We start from the raw sequence: 20,995 nt of genomic DNA, 5'->3' as shown, positions 1-20,995 counted from the left end.
ATCCTCTTCCTTTCGCGAAGAGGCATTGGCAAGTCTAAGGAAGTCATAAGGACTGACGATAGAACTTGTTTTGCTTCCCTGCGCGAGCATTATCTCTTTCAGGTTCAAAGGGTTTTTCTCAGTCGTCACGTTCATGACAACACCCCTAGCAAAAACGGCTCTTATAAAAGAGCCGTTTCTTAGTTCTGCTATATATTAGAGGGACAGACTTTAAGTCAATCGACTTTACGCTTTGTTGTGTTTCGCGTAGGCCGCTTTCAATTTGTCTTCAAAGATTTTTGCGGAAAAAGGTTTCACAATATATTGAGAGACTCCGGCTAAGACTGCCTCTGTCACTTGATCGCGCTCGGACTCGGAAGTCAAAAGCACAAACGGCAGATTCGCCCACTCCGCCGTGGCGCGCACTTGCTTCAACAAATCCAAGCCTTTCATTTTCGGCATGTTCCAATCAGAAATCACAAGCTGAATGCTTGTTCCGACAGAGTTGCTTTGCAGAAGAATTTTTAATCCCTCTTCGCCATCGCCAGCTTCTTGAATGTTTTTATAGCCCATGGCCTTTAATGTGTTCTTAACCAAATCACGGATAGAAGGCATGTCATCGATGACGAGGATACGGGTCTCAAGAGGAAACATAGAGGTGAACTCCTTCAAAGTTCCTCTTATTCTAAAAAACCCGTGGCGAATCTCAAAGAATCTTTACAACCCTAGACTTTTTGCGGGCGCGAGCCACAAGAAATCAGCACGAGGCCCCTCACTCAAGGATGGGGCGATTTCCTGAGAAATCTCGTCCTCACTAAGGCCGTCTGTATTTACTTGCGAGAACGTCAACACCGGAACTTGCGGAGCACGGGCGCGCAAACGATCCGGAAGACCTCCGCCAAATTGGACATGGAATTCCCCCACAACAATCACTAAGACCTGTTCTGGATGAGCCGTGATAAAATCTGTCGCCCTCCACGCCATGGTGTCATCCCAAATCGACTGGGCAGCAAAGTATCTCTCCCCCGCTTCCGGCGAAGGCAGGTGCGGCATCATACCCAAAAACCTTTGTTTATAAGAGTCACGTCCCAAAGAGAACTGCGGCGGGAGCAAACGATTTTCTTCCGGAGTTAAAGAGGACAACCCTTGTTTCGCGACTTTTCCAGTCAAACCACGAGGCGCATTCAAGGCCAGCGTCGCAGAGCCCTCAGCAAGATTCGGAAATACGGCTTGATCACGATAGTAATCATAAGAGGGACTGCCCCACTGAACGGCCTTAAGGAAATCAGCTTCCGTCAAAGAACCTTGTCTATAAGAGTCGACGAGACTTTGTTGAGTATATGTAAAAAATTCCATTCCCACGGAGACCTTCAGCCCGCGAGCGCGCAGAGCCTGCATAATCGCGACTTGCTGATTTTGATGTTCTTTAAATCCGTGGTTTTCTCCGATTACAATGATGGAGCCAGGTTGAACAGAACTCACTGAATCCTCTAAAGTGACCGCCTGATGGTCGTTTCCGCGTAAAATGCCCGTTGATTGGGCATGGGCACAGGCTGACAAGAGCACAGATACGAGGAAAAGGCTTAAAGAGTTCACGAATTCTCCTTCTAGACCGCAATTGTCTGTTGAAGTTTCCTTTTTCCTTTGATACCTTGACCCCCTTTGAAAAGGTATTGTCATTTTTTCCACATTACGCATGGCAATACAAAAGTTCATTTTAAGGGGTACCGCAATGGCTAAAAAGTCAGGAAGAATTATCATCACTCTCGAGTGCACTGAAGCTCGCGCAGAAGGCAAGCCTGTTTCTCGTTACACTACGACTAAGAACAAAACTAAAACTCCAAGCCGTTTGGAAAAGAAAAAGTACAATCCAAACTTGAAGCGCCACACAATCCACAGAGAAACTAAGTAATGATTCTTACGGATCAACAAATTCTCGAGTGTATGACTGAAGGTTCTATTAAAGTAGAACCTTTCCGCAGAGAGTGCCTAGGAACGAACTCTTACGATGTTCACTTAGGGAAGACTCTCGCTGTCTACGAAGAGAAAGTGTTGGACGCGAAGAAGCATAACAAGATTCGCTCGTTTGAGATTCCTGAAGAGGGCTATGTTCTTATGCCAGACACCCTCTATTTGGGCGTTACTTTAGAGTACACTGAGACTCTGAAACACGTCCCATTTTTAGAAGGGAAATCAAGCGTCGGTCGTCTCGGAATCGACATCCATGCCACTGCTGGCAAGGGAGACGTCGGTTTTTGCAACTATTGGACTCTGGAAATTTCAGTAAAACAGCCTGTTCGTGTTTATACTGGAATGCCGATCGGTCAGTTGATATACTTTGAAGTGAAGGGTGACATTTTAACTCCTTATAATGTTAAGCCTTCCGCTAAGTACAACGACAAAAAACCGATGCCGGTAGAGTCAATGATGTGGAAAAATTCATTCTAAAATCCCTTTTCATTTTAGGTGCTCTTACTTTGGCAGGCTGTGCGCCTGCTGAAGTGCAAGATATTACGGGCCTTGATAGCTACACTATTGTGACCGGCTCGTTCTCTCAAGCCGACTCGACAGCGGTTCACGGCACCGGAACTATTCGTTTCACAGAAACCCTCGTCAATTATTCCAGTAAATCGATCGCGTTTAAGGCTTCGCTCAACGACACAATTGCGATGAGCACTGTGACTGTCGTTTTCTATGCGGTGAACTCGAATATTCCAGCTATTGACGGCATTCAGATTCAATTCGCCCGCTCTGGCGCGAGTGTGACTGGGACGATCCGCAATAATTCCTCTTCATCCACAATGAACAATGCGAATTTGACGTTTTTGTTCCCGACATCCTTAGACTTGATTGTGGAAGTTCATAACGTCGGCACGAAAGCGACAGTCATTATCTGGCGTCGAAATATGGTGGAATACTCTGTCGCCACTGCGGATATTTACAGCGAGAACGCAGGAGATATCTCTCCGGCTCTTCCCAATACCCGCGCTGGCGGAACTTTTGTTGGTATGATCTTACAAAATGCTACGGTGACGGCGGCGAAGATTGAGAACCAACGGGTTCTTGACTAGAACCCGGCTTCGCTTTCTTAACAGCGTCTTCATCTTCTTCTGTAAACATGATTCTTTTCGTTGTGCCCTTGGCGACTTGATCCGCAATGTACCCCAGGATTTGTGACAATTGGATACGATCCGCCCACACATCCCATTTATCGCGCTTGCCCTTCCAGAAGAACATGAACTGCGCTTTTTCCTTTAAGGACTCTGGCGGCTTTCCGTAACGAAGAATGAACGTGAACACATCTAAAAGATCGCTTTCTTTCAGAGTACCCTTTTTCACTAAATCCCCGGCAAGCTCCATCAAGATACCCTTGAACGCCGGATAAGCTTTGATTGATTCCGCCGTCGACAAGAAGCCGTCTTTATTCTTATCAAAGCGCGCATAAATCATTTCGATATACTGAATCACATGCGGCGCCAGAGAAATATCTTCGACCATCGCCATGCTCTTGCTGTTCGGAACATAACCTGCGGCTTTAAAGATATTGTTCATATAGAAAGCCCAATCGTCTTTGGACGCTTTCTTTTGGAACTTCACGTACTCTGGCATCGATGCCATGGCTGTGGGCATCGCATCCTTATAAGCCGCGCGCGCGCAGCTGAGGGAAACAAGCGACTCATCTGTAATATCTTCGTTGCCGTTAAAGCACACGCGGATCAGCTCTTTACGCAACATCGAGTTGATATTCACGCCCGACCAGATCATACCGATCAAATCCGTCATTTCTGTATACGACGCCAAACTATTTCCGTCTGAATGCGGAACGAAGATATTGGCCTCACGGAAACGCGAAGACGCAAACGTCGTATTCTTCGCATTCAAAAGACCGATTTCAACTAGCACAGGACGCAAAGCCATGAAGGCCCCTTGCGTCTCTTCAAGATTTACCCCTTCGTATTTATCCAGGCGCGCTTTATCTCCTGTGAAAGAGCGCAAAAGCACGCGGGAAAGAGCGCGATTCAAATTAAGCTGACGCATGCTCTTTTCTGTAAACAGGTGTTCAATCTTGTTCGAGATTGGAACGCGCGTTTCGATATCCATTGTGATCGACACCGGACTTTGCACAGACATTTGCAATTCACGCAAACCGATTTGCGCAAACGAGTTGTCCGCTTGCAACTGCGTTTCGTTTTTCAAACTTTCAAGGAAACTTTTTTGCGAGATACCTTCTGACGGCGCCCAACGCTCTGTCAAACGAGCAATATAAAGTTCCGTATCAAGCCAGATTTGCAATTCAGTACGAACATGCTCGACGGATGCCAACGTCAGTGCATCGGGCTTATAGCCTTGCAGGCGTTGCTCCGGCGGGAACAGCACATTATTCAAAACAACGGAAAGAAGCTGATCGATAGATTCGGGTTTAAGCCCCTTTGGTAAAACCTCAAGCTCTACCAAGTGCTGAACGATTTTTGCGAGTTCGGCCTTGTGAAATTGATTCGTCTGTTTCTTAATCAAAAGAAGATCGCGAACGATGTTCAAACTTTGATTCGAAAACACCGACCAGAAACTGATACTGAGCGGCTCTTTCAAAGTTTTCTCTTTAAGGAAGTAATCGTAATACAAGAAATCAGAATAAAAACGGGCTGCGAACCCGAGCAAGACACTCCAGTTGCCTTTACGCAAAGACGAGTCGTTACCGCCAAGAATCATGTTCTTCGTATCGATAATAAGCGGAAGGTATTTCTTCACTTGATCCGCGTAACTGTCTTCTTTGGGCGGATAAAGAACTTCCGCTTCTTTTACAAGCGAGTGCAGGTCTTGCAAATCATAGGAACCTTCAAACAGACTTCCCGCTTCGCGCACGGTGGCTTCAAGCACGAACTGGGATTCCATAAAGAGCTTTTGCGCTTCATCTGTTTCATAGATATCCGGCTCCCACTCACGTCCATAAATGGAGTAATAAGGCAGGAAACGTTCAATCAAAGTTTTAATGCGGCTGACTTTCAGACGGGCCGTTTCGAAATCCGTCGTGGTGAAGGAATCGACACTGCCGCCGAAGAAAAGCTGTTTCACTTTCATCGACTCAAAAACCAGATTGTTAGAAACTTTGAACTCCGGCCATACGACTTGCAGAGTTTTTAGAAGCTCCGTCACCTCGTCACGAGAAACAACGCCTTCCGGCTTTTGCGCGACAAGATCCTGGAAAACAGAAAGAACGTCTTCCACCGTGCGGGAAAGATAAGACAGGCGATAGCCCGTGCCCGTTTCCGGTACGGACTTGATGAAATAGTAATAGCGAAGATACTGGATGTATCCGCGAGATCCTAAAAGAGCGAAGCGCCCCCACTCATTTGGAGCAATGGAGTTTTCACTTCCGCCCGCTAAAGCTCGTTTTACCTTTTTAACCACAGGCATGTATTTGGCGATGACTTGCGGGAATTCCCACTTCTCGCCGAAGAACAAGCCCAACTCGTCAAGCAATACGACAAAGTCAGAGAGCTGATAGCTTTTCCCATTCTTTTCAATCAAACTCGCCAACAAGCGCGCGGCGTTTTGCACTTCTTTGTTGGCCTCTTCGAAATAACGGACGTCTCTTTGTAATTTGCTTGAATCACCAACGGCCCAGTTCAAAGAAAGAACCTTCATGTAAGGATTCAAGCCGACTGTCAGCGTACGGAAGTTTTTAAAAAGATCGAGAAGTTTATCAATTTCGTCACGTGTGATGTGATCGCCGCTGCCGCCGATGAAAACTTGTTTTAACTTCATGAATTCAGTCTGCAAACCAACAGAGATTTTTTCGTTCTTTGAACGATCCAAGAAGTTGTTTTCCAGAAACGTCGCAAGCTCTTGCGGAGTATAACGATCAGCCGAACTTCCGCGCACATAGCGTTTGAAAGTCTCGACAGCCGTCCCTACACAGTCCCAACTGGCCTCGATGTCTTCGCGACGGGCGTCACCTTGCACGAAGGCTTTCACGACGGGACTCATGTCAGACAAACACTTGGTGCCGCCCAATTCATGACTGTCTGGCGGAGGAGGATCCTCCCCTAATTTGGAGTCACAACCGGTCAGCGCTAAAAATGAAAAAAGCAGAACTACCAGAGTCTGCTTTAAATACGTCTTAGAAAACATAAGTCATGCCTCCGTAGACACGGTCATTGGCGCGATACTGATTGAGGAAACTAGAGGGATTGTAAGACTCGTCTTGCACTCCCAAAATATCTCCGCCCATGACAACGGCCCACTTTTGACTTGGATAATAGAGGAACTCGGTGTTGAGCAACGAACCTCTTTGATCGTAGTCGTATAAATATTTGAAGCGAGTGACAAAAGGACGGCGGAAGAAGCTCGCCAGTTGTCCCTCAACACTGAACGACAGTGCATTTGTGAATTTAAGACGCTGATCGAAAAGCGTCATATCGTCGGGCTCGCCCTTAGAGCGAATATCCTCGATGCCGCCGCCTTCGACTTTCAGATAAGCGATTTGAAAGGCCAAGGTTTTAGAAAAAATATTGTGCAAAGAAAAATCGACTGAAGCGGAGTAGGCCTGTAACGGCATTAACTTCTGAATGGCCCAGTCTTCTGATTCCGCGTGTTTTACCAGCGGGTTGTCCTGCAAGTAAGAAAGCGACGCTTTTACCGAATTCGCAAACGTGTAACCCACGTCCGTCGAAAACACCGTGTGATAAGTTACATCCGGCGACACCGTGACGTCGGCATCAACTTGCGAAGCATCCATGATAATCTTACGTTTCAAGATCAACTCATTGACCGGAAGATAACCGCCACTAGCGACCACCCAACCGCCGGCTTCTTTATTGCCAAGACGGCCCATCGCTGCGACAGCGCCATTGCCAACAAGTTTTGCGGTTTCTGGAATATCAAGTTCATAAACGATCTTGCGCGCGCGATTGTTCAAAGCAAAATCGCGAGAAGGTGCGCGGTACCAGCGGCTGTCAGCGACAAGGCCTCCACCCTCTTCACGAATATCCGGGCCCATGCTTGGAATAAAGATCGGCGTTGCAAAACCCAGAATCTCCCATCCCTGCGTGTTGTAGTCGACGAAAAGACCCGACAAGCCTTGCTCCTCGGGACGAAGGGCATCGATAGCAAATTTCGGTTGCCATAGGCCTAGCTGCCAGTGACTGTCGAGCTCACTCCAGTCTTTCTTTTTTCGACCCAAAAACACTTTGAGATCTGTCTTACCGTGAGAAGCTAAGTAGGCTTCGTGAACGACGAAATGAGATTGACCTCGGCTGAAAAAGGTCCCCCCGGAAACGTCGGCCACCATATCGACCCAAGATGTTTCTTTAAGAGCTGAAAGACGTGCGGAAAGAAGCTGGCTAAAGCTCAGCTGCGGAGATTCGGGAATGGAAGTAAAGTACTGCATCCCCTCCATACGAATTTGGCCGTAAACTTGTGCGGGAGCAGAAGAAGACTTTGGCTGTTGCAAAGAGCTAACGCCCTGAGCTTGAAGTTCCTTCAAGTTCAGGGTCTGCGTTTTTGATTTTGCCGTCACCGCCATGCTCGCAAGCATCGCGGCGAAATAGGTCCTTTTCCGCACATCAGCCTCTGGATAAAAGTCCAGCGTGTAGAAGATAAGAAAAGGCTTTCAGAGTCAACGGAACCACGCGTCGGTTCGCTGTCAGATCAAATATAGAGGACCTGAGGGTAAAAAAACGTCACTTTGTTTGAAAAAACTACCCCTAAAAAAATACCAGGAATCGGCGTTTTTAGAGTAAGTGCTCAATTAACCAATGCGGGTCGTCAATCGGGATATCATGCCCTGCCCAGGAATGCATCGCCGGTTTCACACCCCACTTTTCCGCAATCTTCAAAGTGCACGTCGGCGACACCAATCGGTCCCCGTAACTTCCCAACAATCGAACATCTCCGGGAGCTTCATGCGGAAACTGATAGCGAGAGGCTGCAACCAACTGACGAAGAATGTTTTCAATGCGCATCGGGTTTTTCTTTGTGAAAGCGGCCAGAGCCAAAATCTCTTCCTGACGGCGTTCGTGACTGTTGGTCACCATATCGAGAATCACTTTCTCCCAAGCCATTTCATCTTTTTGCGCCGCCACCAGATGCGCAGATTTTAAAAAGTTCATCGGCTGAAAGCGCTCGTAAAAACGCGAAAACCCGGTGGAGCTTGTGCACACCAGATAACCGCGCTTTACTTCATGCGGATATTCGCGCATCCACTCGGTTGTGACCATGGCGCCTAGAGACACCGCCATGATATTGAAAGGCTCTTGATTTTTGACGAACTCAGAGCGGGAGCGCAGATCTTTGACGTATTCAGAAATATGCAAAGGACTTTTTTCTTCGTGGCGCGTGCCGTTTCCGGGAAGATCCAAAAGCTCAATACGATCTTCGGGAAAACGTTCTTTCATTTTACTGACGAAGGAACCCCAGTGTCCTACTCCGCGAGCTAATCCTCGAAGGAAAATCCAGTTTCTAGCGTGCATACCATAGCTCCTGCGCTTTTGCGTTCATGATGATTTTTTGCGACTCTGGAGGCGCGGCCCATGCTTGCGGCGACGCCACCGCGCGTATCAGAAACTCCATCAGCGTATTATGCCGACGTAAAGTCCGACGGTGACGATGCCCTTTAAGCGGATTGAACGGGCCTTCCGCTCTGAAAATCTGCCACGGATTTTTTTTGACCCACATCCACGAACCCATCTCTAAACAGAGAGGAAGATAAGAGCCCGGATGTTTTTGTCTGTGCGAATCATAGATGTAATCCCAGAGATCGCCGTGAGTTGTATAGGCTTTTGCCTGCGGTTCAAAGCGATAAAAATGATGCGGGTAAGTTCGATCCAGCAATTCTTTAAGAGAATACGCTAAAGACAAATCAGGGAAAGGTTTCACAGTTTTTGCGTAGGGAAACCACAAGCGATCCTGAAAACCAAAACCCGAGTGCACGTCCAGCGTGATCGCTAAAGAACTTTCTTTGATTTCTTTTTCGACGGCACCGACCAGAGCTTGCGCTTCGATCTCCATCGGCGCACCCTCTTCGCCGCGATACCACGGGATCTTGTTGCTGACGCGATGGCCGCCGACCCAACGTGCGGGATTTTCCGCATCAATCGGAGCATTACGCATTAAATCCACCCCGCGTGGGTTGCTGCGCGTTTTGCGATAAATGCCGATGGGATTCACAGTAGGAATAAAAAAGATGCGGATGTTCTGCAGCGTTTTTTGCAGCGTCTCATCCCACAAAGCGAGCTCTGCCAAAGAGTTCATCAGAGCTACACACACTTGCGCGCCGATACGCTCTAGACCATGTACGCCACCAATGAAACCTAAGACCGGAGCCTTTGGATCTTTGCTGCCAAAAGTAATTTTGTAGAGAGGAAATTTTAAAGAACCCTGTTCACTGAACGCGAGAATTTCAGTGCGCGCTGATGGCCCCAAATCGCGAATTCTTTTTTCGATTTGTTGAATCTCAGGTAACAAACTCATGGCGTCCCCTCAGTGAATCTCTATTGTTGGCGAAGTCGGGAAAGTCTCCAACGGATAACGCTCGAAGCCATCGAAGGAGGCATTGCACCCTTTTTGGAAGAGGAGTAACCTGCCGTCATTAGGAGAAAGTTATGATGAGCTTAGAAACTCTATTGCAAAAAATGTGGGTTGATTATTGTGAACTGAATCCAGCGGCTAAACGCATTTATGACCTTTTCGTTGCTGAAGGCGAAACCGTCATTAATGACCACATTGCTCTTCGTACTTTCAATCATCCGCGCCTGGGCATCGAGTCTTTGGCCCGCCAATTCAAAAAATACGGCTACGTTGAAAAAGGTGATTATACTTTCGTCGAGAAAAAGCTCTACGCTAAACACTATGAGCATCCGAACGAAGATATGCCAAAAATCTTTATCAGCGAGTTGGAGCTGGAAAAAGTATCGCCATTCATTCGCGAGACCGTGAACAAACTTGTCGACCAACTTCCTGACTCTGTGATTGAAAGTGAAACCTTCGCGATGGCGGGACGCCCTTGGAAAATGACTTACGCGCTTTACTCTGAGCTTGCGAAAGAAAGCGAATACGCTTCTTGGGTCGCGGCCTATGGTTTCCGTCCGAATCACTTCACGATCAACATTAATAAGCTTAAGAAGTTTAGCGACATTCGCGTCTTGAATGATTTCGTAAAATCCAAAGGCATTGTCTTGAACTCTTCCGGCGGCGAAGTGAAAGGCACAAAGGCGGATTATCTTGAACAAAGCTCGACGATGGCGTCAGAGATTCCTGTAAAGTTCGACGATGGCACTCACAATATTCCTGGTTGTTACTATGAATTTGCGAAGCGCTATCCACTAGAGAACGGCAAACTTTATCAGGGATTTGTTGCCAAATCCGCTGACAAGATTTTCGAAAGCACGAATAAGCAAAAATAATTTACGCGATTTTCTTAATCACGAAATGAAGCGTGTCTTGATCAGGCTCTTGCGTTTTCCATGACGGATGAGCCTGTAAAAACGTATTCACCAATTGTGAATCAAACTGCGTTCCCGAACAGCGGCGCAACTCTGCATAGACCACGTCATCCGGAAGACCCTTACGATAAGCCCGCGTCTGCGACATCGCATCGTAGGTATCTACCACCAAAATAATCCGCGCCAACAACGGAACTTCGTCGCCGCGTTTTTTATCTGGGTAGCCCGTCCCGTCCACGCGCTCATGATGACCGCGAATGCCGGGAAGAATTTCGGAAAAGAACTGATGACGAGCCAACGGCTTCACGATCTCTTCGCTGAGAACCGGATGACTTTGCATAATAAGATGTTCGGACTCGTCCAGCTTGCCTGGCTTGGCGATGATCGATTGAGGAACGCCTATTTTACCGATATCATGGAAAAGCCCCGCGAACTCCGCGAGTTTTTGTTCGTACTCGTTAAGACCTGCATCGCGAGCGAGCTTTCTCGACATCTCCCCCACGCGGCAACAGTGAGCATAGGTCGCCGGATCCACGACTTTTAAAGACTGCATAAGCGCTTGAGCGGCATCATAGGCCCAAGCAGGAATGTCTCCCCAAGAAGACGACATATGGCTTCCTTCCCCTGTTAGTTTTTTGTCGGTAATAAATCAACAAAACTTGAATGAGAGAAAATTTTGCGATCTCGTTTTGAAACACTCAATCGTTGACAGGACCCGGGAGGATTGAAAGACTTTGTTTAGAGACAATAGGAAGGATTCTATGAAAAAGTGGCTTCTTGTATTATCAGTTTTGGCTTTCTCATCTGCTTCTTATGCGCAAAAAATTAAAGTGCGCAAAGTAAAAGGCAATCAGGCTATTGTCGACTTCGCTGGCGGAACGCTTGTTCCCGGTCAGGTTTACGAACTGGCTGGCGACGTTTTTGAAACATCCCCAGGCTCTATGTCCCGCAAGTATGTCGTCGCTTTGAGCTTCAGCCTTGAAAATACGAAGTCAGATGCTTCCGGCGCAGAAAATGAAACAGATATCACTCTGACAGGTCGCTTTGGCTGGAACTTTGGCAATATCGAAGTTGGCCCTTTGGGATCCTACAGCTCTAATGCCAACGGACCTATTACGACCAATATCTACAAGGTCGGCGCCTTCGGTGATTACAACTTGATCGCCAACACTCCCGGCGAGTCTTTTCTTTACGGCGTGGGCGGCACCGCTTCCTTCGGGCAAATTGATACAGGCACGGGATCAAAACCGAATTTGATGGATTTCTTCGTAGGTCCATTCGCAAAGTGGTTCCCATCTGGCAGCAACGTCGGCTTCCGCGCGGATCTTGGCTTTATCTATCAAAAACAATCCGGCGGCATCGGCGGCGACGTGACTGTGTCTGGTCTCTCAACATCCGCGGGCCTGATCGCTTACTTCTAATTGCATGTTTGTCAGCCCACCCCTGCGTACAAGAGCGTGGGCTCTCTCAATACACCAAACTGCCCTGTTTGCCCTTCTCCGGCACCTGTCATAAGTTTGTCCTGGCTATTATATTTACTTACTGAAAACGCTTCTTGAGAGCGCTTTATTTACATTCAAACGCGGATCTCAATTTGAGACATGGAATAGAATCTGCACATTTTCTGAATAAATGAGGTGGCACAATGAAAAAATGGGCGATCGTTCCCCTGCTCGTATCGCAAGTCGCTTGGGCTGGAAATTCCACATTAGAAATTTCTCAGCGCTGCCAACCGCTTTCCGCACGCGAGAAAGCACTTTATTCTAATGATTTCCGCTGGGGCTTTGACCTTCCCGGCATGATGCAAAAGTTTACAGAAATCTATGACTCGGATAAACGCCTGCCCCGCCGGGCTTACTGGGATGCTCAGAAAAATGTTTTAAAACTTCCGTATGATGAGTTTCGCGGAGGCGATATCGAAATCAATGAAAACTTCGTGCAATCGATCGCACGCCATGTTGAGCGCGCTTTTGAACTGAAATATATCGACGCGGTTTTCTTCCCGGATATGGGACATTCACATCTTTTAATTCCGCAACAGCTTATGACGGATAAGTATGATAAATATCCTGTCCAGCAAATGTCTTTGATGTATCAGGATATGTTCAAAGACTCTCAGGTCGAAGTTTTGTATCACACCGCCGAACAGCTCAAGGCCTTGGATGACAACGGCCAAGTGCTGAATGACGAACACATCAAATGGCGCCACCACACTCGCAATATCGTGGGACTTATCAATCCGACGACGGATCTAAAAGTTCTGCAGAATCCACAAAGCAAAGCCAACACCGTGGGCGAAGTGCCGGGTTATTACTGGTGGGGTGCGGGTTTTAACCTTAGCGCTCAGAAGGAAGGCTGTTTCGAGTATCGCCACAACGGCCGCATCTATTACTTCGATCTGTCTATGTACGATCTTGAGCCCGATCCGACCACGCGCTCGCAAGACGGCGGATACTAAGGATGAAGCGACAGTAACTTGGATTGAATTTTAATTTAAAGCATAAAGATTCTTTTAATAAAGGAGAGAACATGAAGAAGGTATTACTGGTAACAATGGCAATGATGATGGCCGGTCCCGCCTTTGCGAAGGGCCTTGCGAAGCAAGATCTTGAAAGAAAGTCTTTGGAGATTTTGATCGCGAACGCAGGTTCGGTTCAAATGGTGGGCGACGTTCACTCTTACGAGACATTGTCTTCTATTTTGGCTTCAGCGATGACTCCGCAAAAAGGTTTTACGACAAAGATCACGAACAACTGCACCGTCAGCCGTGACGCCGTCAACGAGTGCGGTCTTTTGATTGAATCCATCATGGACGGCAGCGGCTTTGCCGGAGAGACGCATATCGCTTACGAAACAGTATCTTCAACTAAGAGCGAGCTTCCCGACAAGATGCTCATCCAACGCGTGCAAGTTTCCCGCGGCCACTAAGTTTAGATAAAAACTGAAAAATAAAAAACCCACGCTGTTAAGGCGTGGGTTTTTTTTACCTAAAGACTGAAGGCTTGCGCCTGCAGTGATTACCAGTTGAAGCTGTTTTCGTCGTAGCCCCAGTTTGCAAGAGCTTTTTTGTACATGCCCTTCATGAACTTTTGAGCTTGGTGAGGTTTCAAACCTAAAGCGGCAGCAGATCTGTTTGTCAAATCTTGCATACCAGCGTTGTCACCCAAAGAAAGATCTTTTGCTGCTGCCAAAGCGTCAGAGAATTGAACACCGAATACAGCACGGAAAGTTTTGTCCATGTCTTTTTCAGATGTTGTTCCGCGCTCAGCGGCTGCCACAGCCCAAGAGTTCAATGCAGAAGCGACAGCAACTGCTTTGTCTTGTTTGAAGCCGTATTCTTTCATCAACTTGTCAGAAGCCAATTTAACAAGCTTCTTATTAGCATCTGAGTTCAAAGCCGCGAAGTTTGTATCTGATGCAGAAGAAGAAGTTTTGTCGTTGATCGCTTGACCGTAGTTAGTCTCGCCTGAGTTTGCATTGTAAAGAACGCCGTTTTTACCCAACCAGTAAGTACCGTTCGCTACGTCTTCCCAGTAGAAACCTGTTGTACCAACACCGATCGTTGTACCACCGACGTATCCAGCAAATTCTGAAACGTCAGCATAGTATTGGAAACGTCCCAATTCGTCATAAACAGCCGCATCTCCGTTAGCGTCGAATTTAACATACCAAAGGTCGTCAGAACCGTGACCGTAGTCATTGTAGTGAGGATCTTCAGTCACTGTGATTCTTTGGCCGTTTTTCTCTAGGAAAGTACAACCTGGAGTTGCCTCTTGAGTTTTACAGATGTCTCCGTAAACAGTTTCGTACGGGTAGTAAATTGTTTGGCCGCCACCGCCGCCACCACCACCTCCGCCGCCACCGCAGGCTGCGAAGCTTGTTGCAACGATTGTTGCCATCATTGTGCGCATTACGTTTTTCATTGTGGTTCCTCCATTTTGTGCTTTCAGAAGAAAGCTATAAACTTTTTTGTAATTAATAAGTCAAATGAACTCTCAGTAACTTATCTCCGCAATAGTAGTCGAACGAGTGAGCTCCCTTGGATCCCTCAAATACAGGTGTGTCCATCGGACGACAGCCTGCAGAGGACTTTAATCGCAAGCGAGCGGGTGACACCAGTTCAACCGCAGAACCATCCTTTGCAAAAACCGGTACCAACATTTTGACACCACGGCTGAGGCCGGAACTTTCCGTGGTAAAGAGAGCTGGAATCTTCGCTGCTGCACTGCGCGCGTCTTTTAAAGTGAGCGGGAAGTACAAATTCGTCATCAGCATGTCAGGGAAGAACGTATAACGCTCAAAACTTTTGCTCACAACACGACCGGTCACAAGGTCATGATACTGAATTTCTGAGTTCGTGAGGACGAAGCTCCCCTTGCGTTGTTGCCCCGAATACACGGCGCGCACCCACAAAGCGGAGTCAAATTGGGACCGTTCCGCCTTCAAAGCCTGATCCAAAAGCTCCCAGTTTTTATTGTCGAATAAAGACAAGCGCTGCTGACGGTTGAGTCCTTCGCCGAACCAGAAACTGCCGGCAAACTCATCCTGCGCGTAATCTAATGAGTGAACCTTATCAACACGCGTATCCAAAATATTGCGATACGTGCCTTGATTCGCGAAAAGATCCAACTCCATAAAGTTTTCGATCTTTCCGTTCACGACTTCAGCAATCGCGAAATTGTAGACATACGAAGGCTTCGCTTCGGTTCCCTGGTTTTTTGCCAAAAGAACGGGAACACGGCCAGCGACGACTTGCTCGCGGCGCGGTTCGATCACGTCGATGATTTTGTAGCCTTCGTGCTCGACAAGAGCTTTAAGTTCGTTCTTTTCATTCAAATAGTAAAAACGAACTTCCGATCTTTCGACATCATCGGGATTTTCCCAACGATCCCGCAAAGATCTTTGGCGATCAGGATCTTTGCCTGTTCCGACCCAAGCAGGACGTTTTGTCGCGCCCACTTTCTGCCAGAAAACCGTATAAGGCATTTGCGCTTTTTCGCCGGAGTACTTGAAGCTTTCAACAAGTTTACCGGTTTTATCGAAGACAAAGAAACTCATCGGAGAAGGACCGGGCTCTTCCACTTCGCTTTTATCTTCAAGAACACCAAGAACATATTCGCTGCGTCCGTCATTGTTCAGATCAATGCGGGCCATCACTTGTTCACGAAGATTATCGCTGTCCCCGTCAACACGAATCTTCGTTCCGCCTTCCGCCACGTAAGAGCCGTTGCCGTTATCAGCTACAATCCACATCTGCCAGTTGTTCTTCTGCTGAGACATGGCGATGTAGTCGCGCTGTTCAGGACGAGCATCCAAGTTTTCGTCGATCGGTGCGAAGGTCACGCGCGTGCGAGGCATATTCGCTATATTGAAGACCCGCATATCTGACGATGCCATTTCTGGAGTCACGTTGACTGTGATCTCGCTTTCAAAAACATAACGACGTGCCTCTTGACCGCTAACACTGACATCGACGGTGAGATCCAACTCGCTCGGGACGCGAGATTGCGAAGGGTCTGCGGTGTCGACCAAACTCATCATCACAACGTACTTGCGCACTTCGTTTTGCTGCCATACTCCAGGATAAGGAGCCGCCTCTTTAACCGAAGTGATCCACGGACGAACGGCCTCGGCATGTGGCTTTAAAAACTGCGCGTTCATTTTGACTTTGCCGATGTCGACCGCTTGCCATTTGTTGACGAACGAAATCTCAAAGCTCAAGTCTTTGGACTTACGATCCCAATCAATTTCGACCTTTTCTTTATCCGCAGGAACAATCAAAGGTTGTAAAGGAACTTTGAGCGCCGTTTCCAGGTCCAAGTTTCCAGCGACAGAATATTTCTTATAAATTTCCCTTTCAGGGCTCAAGACTTGTCCTTGTTCATGAGAGCCCCCTTGCACCAAAGAAAGGTTGGATTTCAGTGCTCGGGCCCCTAAAACAAGACGTGCATAAACCTCACTGGCTGGAATGCCGCGAGCGAGAAGCTCTGCTGCCGCCGCCGCAACGAAAGGAGAAGCTTGAGACGTACCGGACAAGTATTCATAACCCAATGTCGAGCGGAAACGCACCGGGCGCTTCGCTTCAGGATACGTGCTGAGGATGTTTGTGCCCGGAGCAACAATGTCGACACCACTTCCGAAATTTGAGAAATGCGAGAACGCTCCGTCGGGACCGCTCGCGCCCACACAGATAACATTTGGATAAGCGCACGGCCTTAAGAGTGCGCGAGTTGAATCGTTCCCCGCCGCCGCCACGATAATCACGCCGCGAGCTTGCGCTTCAGCGATCACTTTGCGCATAAATTCGGAGTCACGGGCCTGTGGCCAGCCCATCGAGAAATTAATAACTTTAGCACCGGAGCGCATCGCATAGATCACGCCACGGCCGACCATATCACCTAAGCTTCTGTTGATACTTTCCCGACCCGCTTCCAGAGGAGAATCGTAAATAGAAAGCGGCTTCATGGGTTCGCTCGGCTGCACGCCGATCACTTGCACCGGTAAAATCGCAACGTTTTCACTGAGACCACGAACGCCGATATTATTGTCGGCTTCCGCAGCGATGATCCCAGCCACGTGGGTTCCGTGTCCTTGGTCGTCACCGAAATCAGGGCGCCCCAAGATGCCTGCGGAATTCACTCCACCTAAAAGACTCCATCCCTGGCAATCCAAAGGATAACCATTTTTATCCTGATCCACTTCAGGATTGCTAAGATCCATCCATTTTTTTTCGCACTCTTTGCGCTCGCCATCTTCCACACACTTTAAAAACTTTTGCAGAGCGCGGCACTCAGATTCATTGCGATGAAGAACGAGTTTTAAATCCGGGTGATCTTTTTGAATTCCCGTGTCGAGAACGGCGACAAGAACCTTTTGTTTTGCCTTATAGCGTGAAGGCAGGCGCACGTCTTCCTGCGCCCGTGCTGGAACTTTATACGTATGCAAAGGATCGAGATCGATCATTTGCGGGAGACCCTGATTGTTCAAGCCCCACTGAAATCCTGAAAAAGGATCTGCGGCAAAAGCGTGAAGACTTACCAATGAGGTCAAAGTAAGAATAACGTGTCTCATCGGAAGCTCCCCAATGAACGGTCCAACTCAATCGGTGAAATACCTGTCTTCGTCGCGAACATATTAATCAAACCGTTGGCGTATTCGACGTTCTTTTTCGGGTCACCCAAAGTGTTCGAGAAGTATTCCAAGTCCCCGTCTTCATCGCCGGTACGGAAACCATTGATGCGCACAAAGAACACGTAATTTTCCTCGCCCAGGAATTTCAATAACTGTGGCAATGGAATTTCCGCTTCAAGAACGTAAAGCACATTCGTCATCCACTGCGTTTGTGACTTTTTATCCTTTGGATAGTTTGCCGAGTAACCGAGGAGTTTCGACATCCAAGGAATCATACAGTCAAAGTAAGTACCGTTCACCCAAGCGCCGCCGTTGTTTTGCATCGTGCGCTCTTTCTGACGGTCTTCATGGTATTCTTCGCAGATTTGTTTGTAACGGCTCTTGCCTCTTTCGAAGTTGCCGTTACCCATGACACGCATCATATCGTCGAACATCTCTTGATCATTCGCGCGGGCTTTACGGCCCATTTTCTGACTGAGCTTTTGGAAAATAGCACCGATGAAGCGGGCTCTTTTCACAGGTTTGCCATCCGCATCCGGTTGCAAAATCAAGTCGCGAATTTTATCCAAGCCCCCCGGCAAGATCGAGAGATTTGCCGAAATACGATAGAAGTCTACCGCCGTCACATTGGCGAAAGCCTCGGGCTCGATCAAACGGTACGAGGAAACCGGAGAACCCTTAAGCTCCCCTTGAACCTCGTCGATGAGCTTTAAGAACTTTTTACGGTTCAAGTGCCAGCCGCCCCAGACGTGTTGGATCATCGAGATGGAAGGATATTGCTTTCCGTTCGTCGTCAAATCAGCTTCTGTCGTGATCATTCTCCAGTACGCTTTACCGTAAGGCGTGTTCGCTGGATTTGGATCGTCATTACGAGCCAAGTCTGCGCGGCCTTTGGGCCACCAACGATTGAGAATACCTTCGATCCAATCCATCGCAAAACCAAGAAGGTCACGGCCTTTGAGTTCGCCTCTTTTATTCGAGAACAAAGTCACTTCTTCATCTTTAGGATTTAAATCCGGCGCTTCAAGACTGCGCGGGTAACGGATTTTCAACAAATGGTCTTCGTTGAATGAACTCACACGCATTGCCAGGAATTTCGAACGCAATTCTTTCGTTTTCAAATCGTGATCGATTTCGAATTTTTTGTGACTGAAATGTGTGTACAGAAGCTCGGGATCGTTCTCTTTAAAGAGTGCGCGCAGTGCCGGTTTCAAATTGTCGCGGGTTTTGATAAAGTCTTGAACGACTTTTTCATTCGCACGGTCCGTATCGATGTATTCCGCCAATTCCGGATTGTAGCTGATTACGAAAGCGTCCGTATTCAACTCAGTCCATGTCGTACTTGCACGAGCGCGAACCACGTTGATGAAGAAGTTCACATCCAACGAAAGCCCCAAAGCTTTCGCACCTTGGCTGCGCACATAAACCTGAATGCCGTCGCGCGTTCGCATGAAGCTTGTTTGGCGCAAGATCACGCGGGAGGCATCCCCGCCCACGGTCACGGAGTTGACGTAGTTCAACGGCGAAATTCCCATTAATACGTCGAGTGAAGAAGACAACTGACCGTAAACGGACAACGCTACAGAGTCCGTAATCGTAAACACTTCCCCTTCACGCAATTCCGAGAGGAATGCATCCAAAGGCTGACGCTGTGTTTTGCCGTCTTCCGAAGTGACAAGTTCCTTTTTAGAAAGAACTTTTGAAAGGTTCGACATAAAGCGCGGGACCAAAAGATTCTGCCAAGGAACTTTCGTGCCTTCCTGAATAGAAAGCAAAGGACGAACGTGCGTATAGTCACGCATCACTTGGATGTTCGCGCCGCCCACAGGAATCACATCAGGAACGCCATCCAAAGCCATAAAGTAACCTAAACGTCCTCCGACACTCATGTTATCCACAAGCTGAATCGCTGCGGAACTTCCAAAGTAAGTTCCCGTTGTCACGTGACGAGTCGCCGCGAGATTGAGTCCGCCCACAGGACCGCCCCAGGCTTCGACTTTTTGGTACAGCGGCTCGAATGGTTTTTCCTTAATGTGTTGATAAATGCGATCCGTGATCTCTTCGCGGCGATTCGCATAAAGATCGCTCACCTTCAAAAGATCCAACTTTTCGTTGATGTGATTCAAAACCGTTCCAATCACGGCGGATTTAGAACGAATACCCAAGTAACGGCCCAGGTCGCCGTCTTGGAAGGGAGATTGACGATCCCCGTGCGAGAAACGCTGCGGATACCCCGGCACGAATTCTTTCGTGACCTTCCCGTTCTTCACCAAACCGGAAGATGTCGTGATATCCAAAGAAGGAAGCGGCCAAGAAGCAGCCCCTTTCAAATTGAAAAGTTCTAAAGCGTTGTTCGCTCTGTGCATCAGCTTCGCAAGCACTAAAGACTCAAGCTCTGGCGGGAACGCCCCTGCTTTCACGATTTCCTGAAAGTCAGAGTATCGAAGCTGCGCCAAACGACGAGTCAACCAGCGAGCATCTTCGTAAGTACAAGCGGAGAATGACTCTGCCGAAGGATGCGTGATCACGACGTGACCTGAAAGAACAGATCCTAATTTTGCAGAGTAACGGTTGATAGACTCCGGCACATCCACCAAAGCAAACGGCATGATCAACGCGCGGTAAGCCCGATAGCGCGAAAATCTTTGCACCATAGGTAAATGATCGGGATTGTTTGGATCTGGAGCATAACCCCAGTGAATGTCGAAATACTCATTCACAGCCGGCTCAAGAACCGCATCCGAAAAAACAATTGAGTGATTTTGTTTGTTGTCTTCAATGACCCAGCCGCGACTTTCAAAGTCCGACGTCATCGCCTCTTGCGCTTTACTTAAAAATTCTTTTTTTTCGTCTTCGGAGTTAAAGAATAAACGCAAGTTACGGTAGTACTTCGGAGAAGGAATATAGTAACCAAGCTTACGCAACAAAGCCGCACGCATCAATGTTGTGTGCGTGTAACGACTTAAAGAAAGACGATAGAATAAATTAGGATTTTCCAGAGATTGAACACGCGACATATACGTAAAGTACGGAGCCGCCTCTTCAGAAAGGAACTTCACGCCTGTTTGCGCGCGAGGATAAGAACCCGGAGCTTCTTCCACAGCAGGATAAATACGATCCTGCCACATTTTATTTTCGAGTGGATTCAATTTACTAAGGTCGGTACCTTGCGCCGCCAAAGCCGCTGCCTGCCCGACATCCAACGCCACACCGGAGCTGCTCACAAGGTCTGCGGAAGGCTTTTTCACCGATTTTAATGGTAATGAAACGCTCTCTGCACTCGCAATGGAGAGCATCATCAAGCAGATCGCACAGACAATAACTATTCGCAGAGACATTCCAGCACTCCCGGTGTCAAAAGGAATCCAAACTTCGGCTCCGCCTCCGTGAGAGCAAAGAGCAGGCCAAAAAACGTCATGCAGTTTGGAAATAATTCTCGTTTA

Annotated in this window: 17 protein-coding genes and 1 riboswitch; of the genes, 7 read left to right on the top strand and 10 right to left on the bottom strand. The window is 47.9% G+C overall.

The window, feature by feature from the left end; all coding sequences use genetic code 11:
• Positions 1 to 58 precede the first annotated feature (58 nt).
• Positions 59 to 157: riboswitch (TPP riboswitch) on the bottom strand.
• A gap of 68 nt (positions 158 to 225) precedes the next feature.
• Both QJS83_RS07900 and QJS83_RS07895 read right to left on the bottom strand, forming a co-directional pair.
• Positions 226 to 633, bottom strand: a complete 408-nt coding sequence (locus QJS83_RS07900) for a response regulator (protein WP_284608631.1) — start codon at positions 631 to 633, stop codon at positions 226 to 228.
• Between the two features lie 63 nt (positions 634 to 696).
• Positions 697 to 1,575 carry a ChaN family lipoprotein gene (locus QJS83_RS07895; RefSeq protein ID WP_284608630.1) on the bottom strand — a complete coding sequence of 293 codons (879 nt, stop codon included), beginning with the start codon at positions 1,573 to 1,575 and terminating at the stop codon, positions 697 to 699.
• A 136-nt stretch (positions 1,576 to 1,711) separates the two neighbouring features.
• On the opposite strand from QJS83_RS07895, the gene rpmG reads away from it, so the two are divergent.
• Genes rpmG through QJS83_RS07880 form a run of 3 tightly spaced genes read left to right on the top strand, consistent with a single transcriptional unit; the run spans position 1,712 to position 3,050 of the window.
• Entirely contained in the window at positions 1,712 to 1,891 is a 180-nt protein-coding gene (gene rpmG, locus QJS83_RS07890) for a 50S ribosomal protein L33 (RefSeq protein WP_142696808.1), read from the top strand.
• The gene (gene dcd / locus QJS83_RS07885; protein WP_284608629.1) at positions 1,891 to 2,427 is read left to right on the top strand and encodes a dCTP deaminase; all 537 of its coding nucleotides are present in this window, start codon (positions 1,891 to 1,893) and stop codon (positions 2,425 to 2,427) included. Before rpmG ends, dcd begins: the two co-directional genes overlap by 1 nt.
• Entirely contained in the window at positions 2,409 to 3,050 is a 642-nt protein-coding gene (locus QJS83_RS07880; protein WP_284608628.1) for a hypothetical protein, read from the top strand. The genes dcd and QJS83_RS07880 overlap by 19 nt, the downstream gene beginning before the upstream one ends.
• On the opposite strand, the gene QJS83_RS07875 is transcribed toward QJS83_RS07880, so the two are convergent.
• The 4 genes from QJS83_RS07875 to QJS83_RS07860 all read right to left on the bottom strand — a co-directional run bounded on the left by QJS83_RS07875 (position 3,004) and on the right by QJS83_RS07860 (position 9,450).
• A complete protein-coding gene (locus tag QJS83_RS07875; RefSeq protein ID WP_284608627.1) occupies positions 3,004 to 6,111 on the bottom strand; it encodes a hypothetical protein in 3,108 nt (1,035 codons plus the stop codon). The two genes, QJS83_RS07880 and QJS83_RS07875, sit on opposite strands and share 47 nt — an antisense overlap.
• On the bottom strand, positions 6,101 to 7,543 hold the full coding sequence (locus tag QJS83_RS07870; RefSeq protein WP_284608626.1) for a transposase: 1,443 nt from the start codon (positions 7,541 to 7,543) through the stop codon (positions 6,101 to 6,103). The genes QJS83_RS07875 and QJS83_RS07870 overlap by 11 nt, the downstream gene beginning before the upstream one ends.
• 169 nt (positions 7,544 to 7,712) lie before the next feature.
• Positions 7,713 to 8,450 carry an alpha/beta fold hydrolase gene (locus QJS83_RS07865; protein ID WP_284608625.1) on the bottom strand — a complete coding sequence of 246 codons (738 nt, stop codon included), beginning with the start codon at positions 8,448 to 8,450 and terminating at the stop codon, positions 7,713 to 7,715.
• Positions 8,440 to 9,450: a M14 family zinc carboxypeptidase gene (locus QJS83_RS07860; RefSeq protein ID WP_284608624.1), complete on the bottom strand. Its 1,011-nt coding sequence runs from the start codon at positions 9,448 to 9,450 to the stop codon at positions 8,440 to 8,442. The genes QJS83_RS07865 and QJS83_RS07860 overlap by 11 nt, the downstream gene beginning before the upstream one ends.
• A gap of 131 nt (positions 9,451 to 9,581) precedes the next feature.
• Between QJS83_RS07860 and QJS83_RS07855 the strand changes: the two genes are divergently transcribed.
• Positions 9,582 to 10,382, top strand: coding sequence for a DUF1338 domain-containing protein (locus QJS83_RS07855; RefSeq protein ID WP_284608623.1), 801 nt, complete (start codon positions 9,582 to 9,584; stop codon positions 10,380 to 10,382).
• Between the two features lies 1 nt (position 10,383).
• On the opposite strand, the gene QJS83_RS07850 is transcribed toward QJS83_RS07855, so the two are convergent.
• Positions 10,384 to 11,031 carry an HD-GYP domain-containing protein gene (locus tag QJS83_RS07850; RefSeq protein ID WP_284608622.1) on the bottom strand — a complete coding sequence of 216 codons (648 nt, stop codon included), beginning with the start codon at positions 11,029 to 11,031 and terminating at the stop codon, positions 10,384 to 10,386.
• Positions 11,032 to 11,182: 151 nt separating this feature from the next.
• Between QJS83_RS07850 and QJS83_RS07845 the strand changes: the two genes are divergently transcribed.
• From QJS83_RS07845 to QJS83_RS07835, 3 genes are all read left to right on the top strand, one after another.
• Positions 11,183 to 11,842: a hypothetical protein gene (locus QJS83_RS07845; protein WP_284608621.1), complete on the top strand. Its 660-nt coding sequence runs from the start codon at positions 11,183 to 11,185 to the stop codon at positions 11,840 to 11,842.
• 224 nt (positions 11,843 to 12,066) lie between these two features.
• Entirely contained in the window at positions 12,067 to 12,879 is an 813-nt protein-coding gene (locus tag QJS83_RS07840; protein WP_284608620.1) for a hypothetical protein, read from the top strand.
• Positions 12,880 to 12,950: 71 nt separating this feature from the next.
• Entirely contained in the window at positions 12,951 to 13,349 is a 399-nt protein-coding gene (locus tag QJS83_RS07835; protein ID WP_284608619.1) for a hypothetical protein, read from the top strand.
• A gap of 89 nt (positions 13,350 to 13,438) precedes the next feature.
• On the opposite strand, the gene QJS83_RS07830 is transcribed toward QJS83_RS07835, so the two are convergent.
• The 3 genes from QJS83_RS07830 to QJS83_RS07820 are packed head-to-tail and all read right to left on the bottom strand — an operon-like array spanning position 13,439 to position 20,890.
• Positions 13,439 to 14,344: a hypothetical protein gene (locus QJS83_RS07830; protein WP_284608618.1), complete on the bottom strand. Its 906-nt coding sequence runs from the start codon at positions 14,342 to 14,344 to the stop codon at positions 13,439 to 13,441.
• 52 nt (positions 14,345 to 14,396) lie between these two features.
• Positions 14,397 to 17,492: a S8 family serine peptidase gene (locus QJS83_RS07825; protein ID WP_284608617.1), complete on the bottom strand. Its 3,096-nt coding sequence runs from the start codon at positions 17,490 to 17,492 to the stop codon at positions 14,397 to 14,399.
• Positions 17,489 to 20,890 carry a hypothetical protein gene (locus QJS83_RS07820; RefSeq protein ID WP_284608616.1) on the bottom strand — a complete coding sequence of 1,134 codons (3,402 nt, stop codon included), beginning with the start codon at positions 20,888 to 20,890 and terminating at the stop codon, positions 17,489 to 17,491. The genes QJS83_RS07825 and QJS83_RS07820 overlap by 4 nt, the downstream gene beginning before the upstream one ends.
• Positions 20,891 to 20,995: the final 105 nt, after the last annotated feature.

Origin of the sequence: Bdellovibrio sp. 22V (genome assembly GCF_030169785.1) — a bacterium.
GTDB lineage: Bacteria > Bdellovibrionota > Bdellovibrionia > Bdellovibrionales > Bdellovibrionaceae > Bdellovibrio.
Note: the sequence above shows the minus strand (reverse complement) of the source record. Positions and strands in the feature narration are given on the sequence as shown.